The organism is Streptococcus mitis (assembly GCF_022137125.1).
Classification (GTDB): Bacteria; Bacillota; Bacilli; order Lactobacillales; family Streptococcaceae; genus Streptococcus; species Streptococcus mitis_CE.
Window position 1 is genome coordinate 24,835 of record NZ_JAKNEQ010000012.1, and the last position, 12,219, is coordinate 37,053.

At 40.3% G+C, this 12,219-nt stretch carries 8 protein-coding genes; 7 read left to right on the forward strand and 1 reads right to left on the reverse strand.

The window, feature by feature from the left end; genetic code table 11:
- The first annotated feature begins 163 nt into the window (after positions 1-163).
- The 6 genes from L0P31_RS09170 (at position 164) to yaaA (ending at position 8,456) form a co-directional block, all read left to right on the forward strand.
- A complete protein-coding gene (locus L0P31_RS09170) occupies positions 164-2,860 on the forward strand; it encodes a cation-translocating P-type ATPase (protein WP_238096628.1) in 2,697 nt (898 codons plus the stop codon).
- A gap of 138 nt (positions 2,861-2,998) precedes the next feature.
- Positions 2,999-5,167, forward strand: coding sequence for a mucin-binding protein (locus L0P31_RS09175; protein ID WP_238096630.1), 2,169 nt, complete (start codon positions 2,999-3,001; stop codon positions 5,165-5,167).
- A 129-nt stretch (positions 5,168-5,296) separates the two neighbouring features.
- Positions 5,297-5,707 (forward strand): peptide deformylase, encoded by a 411-nt coding sequence (locus L0P31_RS09180; RefSeq protein WP_024057234.1) that lies wholly within the window; start codon positions 5,297-5,299, stop codon positions 5,705-5,707.
- Between the two features lie 11 nt (positions 5,708-5,718).
- Entirely contained in the window at positions 5,719-7,314 is a 1,596-nt protein-coding gene (locus L0P31_RS09185) for a hypothetical protein (protein ID WP_024057235.1), read from the forward strand.
- 170 nt (positions 7,315-7,484) lie between these two features.
- Positions 7,485-7,649, forward strand: a complete 165-nt coding sequence (locus L0P31_RS09190; protein ID WP_000508321.1) for a YczI family protein — start codon at positions 7,485-7,487, stop codon at positions 7,647-7,649.
- Between the two features lie 78 nt (positions 7,650-7,727).
- Positions 7,728-8,456 (forward strand): peroxide stress protein YaaA, encoded by a 729-nt coding sequence (gene yaaA / locus L0P31_RS09195; protein ID WP_238096632.1) that lies wholly within the window; start codon positions 7,728-7,730, stop codon positions 8,454-8,456.
- A 47-nt stretch (positions 8,457-8,503) separates the two neighbouring features.
- Here yaaA and pclR read toward each other — a convergent pair whose 3' ends face one another.
- Positions 8,504-9,988, reverse strand: a complete 1,485-nt coding sequence (gene pclR, locus L0P31_RS09200) for a virulence transcriptional activator PclR (RefSeq protein ID WP_238096634.1) — start codon at positions 9,986-9,988, stop codon at positions 8,504-8,506.
- Positions 9,989-10,199: 211 nt separating this feature from the next.
- Between pclR and pclA the strand changes: the two genes are divergently transcribed.
- The coding region (gene pclA / locus L0P31_RS09205) for a pneumococcal collagen-like adhesin PclA (protein ID WP_238096636.1) at positions 10,200-12,219 on the forward strand (2,020 nt) is incomplete at its 3' end.

Genomic DNA, 12,219 nt, shown 5'->3' on the forward strand with positions numbered 1-12,219 from the left:
TGATAGTGTCGTCATTCCGAATTTTATACTGAAAAGTATGCTTTCCGGCCCTATCTTAAACAGCGAGACTTGTTATGATTAACAGGTCTCTTTTTGTTTGTCGTGAAAAGATACGATGAGAAAAAGAGAGTCTGTTTTGCACACAATGTCAAGGAGGAGACACATGTCAAAAGAACAAAAACGCCAAGCGTTTTACACTCAGAGTCCTGAAGAGGTCTTGCAGGCTGTGGATGCGACCGAGCAAGGTTTGTCATCAAGTGAGGCAGAAAAGCGCCTTGCCGAATTTGGCCACAATGAACTCGAAGAAGGCGAGAAACGATCAATCCTGGTCAAATTTATCGAGCAATTTAAGGATTTGATGATTATCATCCTAGTTGCGGCAGCAATCTTGTCAGTCGTGACTTCTGGTGGGGAAGATATCGCAGATGCCATCATTATCTTAGCCGTGGTTATCATTAATGCTGCCTTTGGTGTTTACCAAGAAGGAAAAGCCGAAGAAGCAATCGAAGCCCTCAAATCTATGTCAAGTCCAGCTGCCCGCGTTCTTCGTGATGGGCATATGGCGGAGATTGACTCTAAAGAATTGGTACCTGGAGATATCGTTGCCCTTGAAGCAGGTGATGTAGTACCTGCAGACCTACGTTTGATTGAAGCCAACTCTCTTAAAATTGAAGAAGCTGCTTTGACAGGTGAGTCTGTGCCAGTCGAAAAAGACTTGACAGTTGAACTTGCTGCAGATGCTGGTATTGGTGACCGTGTCAACATGGCCTTCCAAAACTCTAACGTAACCTATGGTCGCGGTCTGGGTGTTGTTGTCAATACAGGGATGTATACTGAAGTCGGTCACATCGCAGGTATGCTTCAAGACGCTGATGAGACTGATACACCCCTCAAACAAAACTTGAATAACCTTTCTAAGGTCTTGACCTATGCAATTTTGGTCATTGCCCTTGTTACTTTTGTAGTGGGTGTCTTCATTCAAGGAAAAAATCCACTTGGTGAGTTGATGACCTCTGTTGCGCTTGCCGTTGCAGCTATTCCAGAAGGGCTCCCAGCTATCGTAACGATCGTTCTTGCCCTTGGTACTCAAGTTTTGGCAAAACGTAACTCTATCGTTCGTAAGTTGCCAGCTGTAGAAACGCTTGGTTCAACGGAAATCATCGCTTCTGATAAGACTGGTACGCTGACCATGAACAAGATGACCGTCGAAAAAGTCTTCTACGATGCAGTCCTACATGATTCAGCTGACGACATTGAATTGGGTCTTGAAATGCCACTTCTTCGTTCTGTTGTCTTGGCAAACGATACGAAAATCGATGCGGAAGGCAATCTGATTGGAGACCCAACCGAAACAGCCTTTATCCAATATGCCTTGGACAAGGGTTACGATGTTAAAGGATTTTTAGAGAAATACCCTCGTGTGGCTGAATTGCCATTTGACTCTGACCGTAAGCTTATGTCAACGGTTCACCCATTGCCAGATGGTCGTTTCCTTGTAGCAGTCAAAGGTGCTCCAGACCAACTTTTGAAACGTTGTGTTCTTCGTGACAAAGCTGGGGATATTGCTCCAATTGATGAGAAGGTTACAAACCTCATTCAAACAAACAACTCTGAAATGGCTCACCAAGCCTTGCGTGTCCTTGCAGGTGCTTATAAGATTATTGACAGTATTCCAGAAAACATCACTTCTGAAGAGCTTGAAAATGATTTAATCTTTACTGGTTTGATTGGGATGATTGACCCTGAACGTCCTGAAGCGGCTGAGGCTGTTCGTGTGGCTAAGGAGGCGGGAATCCGTCCAATCATGATTACAGGTGACCATCAAGACACCGCAGAAGCTATTGCCAAACGTTTGGGAATCATTGACGCAAATGATACAGAAGGTCACGTTTTAACTGGTGCTGAGCTCAACGAACTGTCTGATGAAGACTTTGAAAAAGTAGTTGGTCAATACTCTGTTTATGCCCGTGTATCTCCAGAACACAAGGTTCGTATCGTGAAAGCTTGGCAAAAACAAGGTAAAGTTGTTGCCATGACAGGTGACGGTGTCAATGATGCACCAGCTTTGAAAACAGCCGATATCGGTATTGGTATGGGAATCACTGGAACTGAGGTTTCTAAGGGAGCTTCTGATATGATTCTTGCGGATGATAACTTTGCGACTATCATCGTCGCAGTTGAAGAAGGACGTAAAGTCTTCTCAAACATTCAAAAGACTATTCAGTATCTACTTTCTGCCAATACTGCTGAAGTATTAACTATCTTCCTATCAACCTTGTTTGGTTGGGACGTCTTGCAGCCAGTTCATCTTTTGTGGATTAACTTGGTAACGGATACCTTCCCAGCTATCGCTCTAGGTGTTGAACCTGCGGAGCCTGGTGTCATGAACCATAAACCACGTGGACGCAAGGCAAGCTTCTTCTCAGGTGGTGTTTTGAGTTCTATCATCTATCAAGGTGTGCTCCAAGCAACTATTGTTATGAGTGTTTATGGTCTTGCCCTTCTTTACCCAGTTCATGTGGGTGACAATCATGCCATTCATGCAGATGCTCTTACTATGGCCTTTGCAACCCTTGGTTTGATTCAGCTCTTCCATGCCTACAATGTCAAGTCTGTCTACCAATCCATCTTGACAGTTGGCCCATTCAAGTCTAAGACCTTTAACTGGTCCATCTTGGTATCCTTCATCCTTCTCATGGCAACAATCGTTGTAGAACCACTTGAAGGAATCTTCCACGTAACCAAACTAGACTTGTCACAATGGGGAATCGTTATGGGCGGAAGCTTCTCAATGATTATTATCGTCGAAATTGTTAAGTTTATTCAACGTAAACTCGGTTTTGACAAGAATGCGATTTAAAAAAAAGCCATCTTCGGATGGCTTTTTTAAATAACTTTAAAAAGAATATAAAAAACTTTAAAAAAGAGATGTTAAATGTAATGCCGCTTACTAAAATATTAGGTATAAGAATAGTAAATAATAACTTAGGGGGAAATCATGGGAAGTAAAAAATGTATTTACTCTATCCGTAAATTGAGTTTGGGTGTTGCTTCAGTTGTTGTGGCTTGTGGTTTAGGTTTTTTAGCTGGCTCTGTTGGGAGTGTATCTGCAGATGAAACGCTCGCAGCTAGTCATATCTTAGAAACAGACAAACCTTCTAGCGAAAGCATTGACAAGGATAAGTCTGTCGAGGGTTCAGAAAAAGAAGCTACTGCTTCAGAAGAGCAACATTTTGAAGAAAAACATTTAGATACTCCTAAAGTGACTGAAAAGGAATCTCGTGTTGAATTTAATTATATTGATGAATCAACAGGGAAAAAACTTTTTTCAGATGAGCGTACTGGTAAGGTGGGAGAGGATCTTCACTACGATACGAGAAAGAAAATTAGTGAGTTCAAATGGAATGGCTATGTATTGGTTGAAGATGGTTATTTGAAAACGGATGAATCGAAGAAGCTGTTTCAAGATGATCAGACTCCGCAAACGTATACTATTAAATTAACTCCAAAACATGAAGTGATTAGCTTACAAAACCAGACTAATCCTAAGTCAAATGAAGAGGTGGAAGCTGGTGTTGTCGATAGTCCTAAGTGGCCTGCAGATGCTGAAAAGATCAGAACCAATCAAGAAAGGCCTTTAGAGAGAACGATTCAAAGAATCATTAAATATAAATATAAGAATAATGGTAAAGAAGCCTTTGCTGAGAAAAAACAAAGTATTTCCTTTGAACGCTATGCGACTGTTAATCTTGTTACTAAGGAAATTTCCTATTCTAACTGGAAAATAAAACAGGAGCATATTAAAAATCAAACAGCCAAGATTAGCTATGTGGATATCAGTGAAAACAAGCTACTGAAGGAAGATACAGTTACTGGGGAATCTGGTTATCCTATTGAATACAGTACGCTAAAAACGATTAGTGACTACAAGCGACAAGGATACTATCTTGTATCAAGTGATTATGATCGAGGTTTACAATATTTTGACCAAGATAGTAAGACTGGTCAAATATTTAAGGTTGCTTTAACCCCTCGCCTAGAATTTATTTATCCTGAAGATAGAATTCCAACTGCTCATAAAAAAGTTGATGAGGATGTTCAAGATTCACCTTTATGGCCTGCCAGTGTTTCTAAAATCGTCAATAAAAAATCTATTGACCGAAACATTTCCTATCTAGATTTTGTGACACATGATAAGGTTGCTGAAGATCGAAATGATCAAGTTGATTTCAAACGCGTTGCCAAGGTTGATTTTGTAAGAGGAGACCTTTATTATCGTGATTGGACGAGTGATCAACCAAATCTATCTAAAGTAGCGACACCACTGCTAAAAGGCTTGGTGGCAGATAAAGAAGCAGTTGCAGAGAAAACAGTGGCAGTAACAGATCCTGTAATTAGGGAAACTGTTTACTACAAACAATTAGGAAAATGGATAGCCATTTCTCCAACTGCAAATGAGAATCTGGCTTTGATTCAATATCCCAATGACCAAGATGGTAATCCTGCTAAAGCAGGTCTTGCTAGCAATCCAGGTTTAGGAACAATCCCTTATCTTAAAGGTTATAAGGCTGTGACATCAGCTACTGATTTGGTGTTGAAGGATTCTTCGCATCCAGAATTGGGTTACTTATTACCTGAAGTACCAGAAGATTTTACAAAAGACACAATAATCAATTATCTACCTGTGAAAGCTACTGAGCCAGAACCACCAAGAGGTAATCAACCCAAGATGCCAGAGGCTCCAACACCTGAGGAGCCAAAGAACCCAGCAGTACCGACGGTAGATAAACCTAAGGATCCTGAAAAGCCAACACCTGAGGACCCTAAACAGCCGGAAATGCCAACTGCTGAGCAACCAAAAACTCCAGCAAGTCCAGTACCTGAGGAGCCAAAGCGACCCGAAGTTCCAGCTGTTGCTCAACCTAAGGTTCTCGAAAAACCATCCCCTGAGGAACCCAAGCACTCTGAAGTTCCGACTGCTGAGCAACCTAAGACTCCAGCAAGTCCAGCGCCTGAGGAGCCAAAGCACCCAGAAACTCCAATAATAAGTGAAACAAAGGAAGCTGGTAAATTACCAGAGACAGCTAGTCATGATTCTATTTTGCTAGTAGTTGGATTTTTATCAGCCCTATCTGGCGTCCTATTGTTTAAAGGTAAAAAAGATTGAGAATTTACAAATAGCAAAAAAGTCATCTTAGGATGGCTTTTTGCTACAGTTGAGGGAAAGAGCTTGCAGTTGTCGGCTTTTGTGCTATAATTGCTATAATATAGTAAAAAGAAAGAGGAGTGAGCAGAAGTGGAAAAGAAAATTGTAAAGGATATCTTATTTTTATCTCAGGTATCTCAGCCGGCAAGTCAGGAAGACCTTTATCTTGCCAAAGATTTGCAGGATACACTCTTAGCAAATCGTGAGACTTGTGTCGGTCTAGCTGCCAATATGATTGGGGTGCAGAAGCGCGTGATTATCTTTAATCTTGGCTTGGTTCCTGTGGTCATGTTTAACCCAGTGCTCCTGTCCTCTGAAGGAGTTTATGAGACAGAGGAAGGTTGTTTGTCCTTGACAGGTGTGAGACCTACTAAGCGTTATGAAATCATAAGGGTTGCCTATCGTGACAGCAAGTGGCAGGAACAGACCATTACTTTGACAGGCTTCCCGGCTCAGATTTGCCAGCATGAACTGGATCACTTGGAAGGACGAATCATTTAGGAGGAAAGCAAATGAAACGAATAGTCTTTGAACTTATTTTTATCGCAACGACCTGGTATATCTTTTTACCGCCTCTTAACCTGACCAGCTGGGAATTTCTCTTTTTCCTCTGTGGGCATTTGCTGGTTGTAGCAATCTTATTTGGCTTTGGCAAGGGAATCAATCTGGTCAAAACGGTTCATGTGCGCCACGGCAAGGCAGAAGCTGCCTTAAATCTTGAGGGTTTCAAAATCAATCGGTTAGGGAAAATCCTTTTAGCTTCTATTGGAGGAATTCTTCTCTTAGCAGCCTTGGTTTCCTTGGTGACTTCTAGCATTTTTCAGGCTAAAAATTATGCCAATGTAGTCACGGTTACGGAAAAAGACTTTACTGAATTTCCTAAGACTGACACCAGTAAGGTTCCTATCTTAGATAGAAGTACCGCTGAAAAAATTGGTGACCGCTACTTGGGTTCCCTAACAGATAAGGTATCGCAGTACGTAGCGGCAGATACCTATACCCAATTGACGATTGATGGGAAGCCTTATCGGGTTACACCCTTAGAATACGCAGATCCTATCAAGTGGTTTAATAATCAAGCCAAGGGAATCGGCGAGTATATCAAGGTGGACATGGTAACCGGTAATGCGGACTTGGTGGACTTGAAGACACCAATCAAGTATTCTGACTCGGAGTATTTTAACCGTGATGTCAAGCGTCACCTACGCTTGAAGTACCCAACTAAAATCTTCAAGACTCCATCTTTTGAGGTGGACGATGAGGGTAATCCTTTCTATGTAGCAACGGTTTACCAAAAGCAATTTGGACTTGCGGTTCCTCGTCCTGTTTCAGTCATTATCTTGGATGCCACAAATGGAGAAACCAAGGAATACAGCTTGGCAGATGTTCCAGAATGGGTGGACAGGGTTTATCCAGCTGAGGAAACTATTGAGCAAATTAACTACAACGGTAAGTACAAGGACGGTTTCTGGAATGCTATGATTTCCAAGAAAAACGTGACCCAGACTACCAAGGGCTATAATTACTTGTCTATCGGTAATGACATCTATCTCTACACAGGCGTGACGTCGGCCAATGCAGATGAAAGTAATCTTGGTTTCATTCTTGAAAATATGCGAACAGGAGAAATCACTAAGTACAGCTTGGCTTCTGCGACCGAAGAATCAGCCCGTGAATCAGCCGAAGGTGCTGTTCAGGAGAAATCCTACAAGGCGACCTTCCCAATCCTCATCAACCTTAATGACAAGCCTCTCTACATCATGGGCTTGAAGGACAATGCTGGCTTGGTCAAAGAGTATGCTTTGGTAGACTCAGTCGAGTACCAAAACGTTATCGTAGCTACGACAGTGGAAGAGCTACTCAGCAAGTACGCCAATAAAAACGACCTTGAAATTGATAATGCAACAACAGAAAGCATCAAGGGTGTGGTAGCAGACCTCAAATCAGCTGTTATCAAAGGAGACACCGTCTACTTCTTTAAAGTTGATGGCAAGATATACAAAGTCAAGGCCTCAGTCTCAGATGACCTTCCTTACCTTGAAAATGGTAAAACCTTCGAAGGTCAAGTAGGAAAAGACAACTATCTCAAGACCTTTAAAGTACAGTAATACTCTTCGAAAATCAAATTCAAACCACGTCAACGTCGCCTTGCCGTACTCAAGTACAGCCTGCGGCTAGTTTCCTAGTTTGCTCTTTGATTTTCATTGAGTATAAAAAAGCTTTATTTAAGAAGTATATGTTATAATAAGGTAAATTAAGCCTAATGGAGGACAAAGAAATGGGTTTTTATGTGATGCTTGCTTCAATGCTACTCGGACTGCTCGCTTTGAAGATAGGTTTTTCTCAGTTCAAGGAGAAAAAAGATAAATTCTTATCTATCTTAACAAGTTTAGCTGGCCTAGCCCTTGTTCTCGTGGCTGTCTGGTTAGGATGGCCAAAATAAATAGAGAAGCCTCGGTCAAACCGAGGTTTTTCAGATGAATTTCTTGGTAGTGGCAAAAAAATATGCTACACTATCAATATGAAAATTTTAATCCCAACAGCAAAAGAAATGAACACAGATTTGCCAAGTATTGAAGCCACTCCTTTAAAACCAGAAAGTCAGGCCGTGCTGGATGCCTTGGCTCTCTATTCTGCTAGTCAATTGGAGAGTTTTTACAAGGTATCAGCCGAGAAGGCGGCGGAAGAATTTCAAAATATCCAAGCTTTAAAAAACAAAACTGCTCAACACTACCCAGCCTTGAAACTTTTTGATGGGCTCATGTACCGCCATATCAAGAGAGATAAGTTGACCGAGGCAGAACAAGCCTATCTTGAAAATCATGTCTTTATTACTTCGGCTTTGTACGGAGTCGTTCCAGCCTTGTCACCTATGCCACCTCACCGTTTGGACTTTTTGATGAAGTTAAAAGTCGCAGGTAAGACTTTGAAGAGCCATTGGAAGCAAACCTATGATGAAGCTATGAATGGTGAAGACCTAATTTTCTCTCTCTTGTCATCCGAGTTTGAGACTGTATTTTCTAAGGAAATCAGAGGAAAAATGGTGACCTTCAAATTCATGGAGGATAGAGGTGGTCAGCTGAAGATTCATTCAACTATTTCAAAGAAAGCGCGTGGTGCTTTCCTGACAGCCCTGATACAAAATCAAGTACAGACGGTGGAGGAAGCTCGTCGCTTAAGCTTTGCAGGGTTTACCTACAGAGAAGATTTGTCACAGCCACAGGAATTGGTTTTTGTTAAGGAAGTATAGAAATCAGGTAAGAGAAAAAGTCAGCAGGACCCTGCTGACTTTTTAGTTTATAAAGTATTGGATATATGAATCTCATTTGATAAAGTGTTGAGGTGATTAACCAAATCCATGATTGACAGATGGTTTCGGCAAATAAACTTCTTAGTAATCCCTGGAATATAGAAATTAGACACGATGATATCGTAATCTGTCTGATTTAAAATCTCAGGACTTGTTTGTAATTCATCCCAAATATCGAAGGTAAAGCGGTTATTACAGTAATAGGAAAGCATATCAACAAAGGTAAGGGATATAGCATGGTCAAAGTTACTGATAATCAAAACCTTGATAGGTGGTCGATTTTCTAACAACTGAGTAGAGAGGTTTTCAGCATGGGTTAAGATGGTGTACATCAGGTGTTCCAACTGTTCAGGATGGTCATGCTGTCCAATTGCTTGACGGTATTGAGCCAGTTCTTGACGTGCACTTCCCATAAAGTCTGGGAAGTAAACTTCAAATTTTTTAATCGTCAATGCTTTTTGTTCAAATAGGATTGGGGTAGAAAAGATTTCCTGTCTTTCAAAGAAAGCAGTGTTGTGTAAATGCCAAATCAGCTCATCGTGGTTGGTAAAAGTAATCTTATATTGTTTTGATAGGCGTTCTAATATTTGACTCAGTAATTGGTAAGAGTATCTTGCTTCACTGTTTTCTTCTAAAGAGTTGAAGAATTCTTGAGGATTTAAGAAAAGATTGTTTTGAATAAAGGATATAAAAATTTGGGCGATGATATCTGGAGTGATTTCAAGTCCCAGTTTTTCAGAGAAATGGACAAGTAGCTCCTCAAAATTTGGAATATTCATCAAAAGAGGGTAGTATTCATCGAAGAAATGATTTGGTAAGTCGATAAAATGACCATTTTTGACGCGGTAAATACTGATAGCTATCATCAATTTGTACATTCTATAAATTGAAAATCGCATTGGATAATTCGTGATTTTATAGAAGAAATCAGCAAACTCTGTTAAATCCTCCTCACGAAGGTCTGGAAAAGGCCAGTCTAGGAAATAATAGCGCTCAGAAAAGTATTGGGCAAAAAAATAACGAATATCCGTTTCATTACCAAGAATTGCAGTAGGGGTAAAAGATAATTCAATCTGAAATTGTGATGATAGAGTTTTTGTAATATTTCGGCCTAATCGATAGAGGTTGGCATTACTTGAGTGAAGATTTTCAACTGTTCGATAAATAGGTAGCCCCTCATTGAAGAACATATACTCTAGTAATTGAAAAGATTGGGAATGGGCTAGAAAATATTGATAAATATCTTCTACACTAGTGTTAACATCTAAATCAATCATAATTCCGTTAACGGAAGATTGGATGTCAATATTTGGGAAAGCTGTTCGTAATTCATTTAAATCATTTTTTAGGATTCGTTCTGTACATCCTAATTTTTCGGCAAGTGCATGTAACCTTATCCAATTACGATTCTGAATTAAGGTTTCCATTAAACGTAATTGTCTTTGGTCTTTTGTGGATAAAAGGTTGCGCATTTAGGTATTTCCTCCTAAATTATATTGTATCATAATTATGATTCTTTTGTACAAAAAACAAGAATTAAAAATATGTACATTAAATTCAAAAAAAAAAAAAAATATGGCTCCATGGTACAAAAATCAGATATATTAATTTCATAGATAATATTGATTAATGGCTCAAATAGTTGTAAAGTGTAAACTATAAATTACTATCTAGGAGTTTGAAATGAAACATTCACATAAGAAATCATTTGACTGGTATAGCATGCAACAACGATACTCTATTCGTAAGTATCACTTTGGTGCGGCTAGTGTCTTGCTCGGGACAGCCTTAGTCTTGGGAACTGCTGCCAATGCGCAATCAGTACAAGCAGAGGAACAACATCCTGAGGCAACTAATAGTGTCTCTGTTGATAAGGATAAGGTAGATGAAGCTACTAAACCAGCAGAAGTTTCTACACCTAAAAAAGAAACAACTTATGCAGCTCCAACTGTTGCTAACCCAGTAGAAACGACTCCAGCTAAAACTGAAGAAGCTACTAGACCAGCAGAAAAAGTTGAAGAAGCAAAAGACAAAAAAGAAGCAAGTCATCAAGATGCTGTTGACAAGTCAAAATTGTTAACAGCTCTTTCACGTGCTAAAAAATTAGAAAGTAAGTTATATACAGAAGCAAGTGCTGCTAACTTGCAAGCAAGTATCCAAGCTGGTCAAAGCTTGCTTGGGAAAGCAGATGCATCTGAAGCTGAAATATCAGCAGCAGAGACATCTATCCAATCGGCTATTATTGGTCTAGAACTTCGTTCTAACTCTGATAAAGGAACTGTATCAGAAACTCCTGTAGTGAAGAAAGCTGACACAGCAGAAGCCAAAGAAGAAGCTAAGCCAGTTGCAACAACGACTGACCGTTCAGCTGTTGATAGTAGCGTTTTAGCAACTAATGCACCTGCCAAAGTAGAAACAACTTCAGCTCCAAAATCTACTAATGAAATCTTGAAACCAGGTTTGAGCCTTTCTGATGCTCGCCAAAATCCAGCTATCCGTAAGGAAGACTTGGATAAAGGTCATAGTGGCTTTAGAGCGGCTAGCAATCCAGCCAACCCAATTGTCTCAGGTTCTGGAAATACAGTTGCATTTTCAGACATCAGCCAAGGTGGTCGTAGTTATAGTTTCCGTGGCTACGGGAACTCACGTGGTGGTAATTCAATTCATTACGATGTAACAACAGTACGTCAAGGTAATAAATTGAATTTCACAATCAAATATTCTGGTCCGGGCGAATTTGTTAATAATAACTTTATCTTGGATAAAGGGGATGGATTTGGAAATCCTTCCAATGCGACAATCACAACTCCAAGGTTAAGAGATCAATCAAAACCTATTAGCCAAGGTGCCAACTACGTATCTCACTCAGGATACAGTATGACCTCTGCTACTTCAACAAATACGGAACAAACAATCAGATTTAGTTTGCCAATCAATAATCCAAATGGTGACTTGTCTGTTCGTTTGAAACCTGTTACTTTTAACGTGGACCAAGGTGGTGGCGGTGCCGCTACTAGCAATGACCCATACAGCAACTCCAACTATTATCATAGAGCAAATCCACTATACTTGGATGCAAACCCTTATGGTGGTACTAATAATAAGACTGTTTCAGAAGACATTGATTTCCAAACAGTCTACCTTCCAACTAGTAAATTACCAGAAGGTCAAACTAGATTAGTTCGAGAAGGTGAAAAAGGACAACGTCAAATTACCTATAAAGTTCATCGATTTGGTAACGAAACACTTTTAGGATTGCCAATTAGTAATTCTGTTACTAAAGAAGCTAAGCCACGTATTATGCAAATTGGTGTGGCTAAAGAGCTAATCGATACAGTAAAACCACGTGTTGATCAAAATAAAGTTGGTGATACAAATAACCTCACTTTCTATCTTGATAACGATGGAAATGGTGTTTATACTGAAGGCGTAGACGAACTTGTTCAAAAAATTGCTATTAAAGATGGAGCCAAGGGTGAAAAAGGGGACCAAGGTGAACGCGGTCTAACTGGAGCTAAAGGTGAAAAAGGAGACCGAGGTGAACGCGGTCTAACTGGAGCCCAAGGAGCTAAAGGTGAAAAAGGAGACCGAGGCGAACGCGGTCTAACTGGAGCCCAAGGAGCTAAAGGTGAAAAAGGAGACCGAGGCGAACGCGGTCTAACTGGAGCCCAAGGAGCTAAAGGTGAAAAAGGAGACCGAGGCG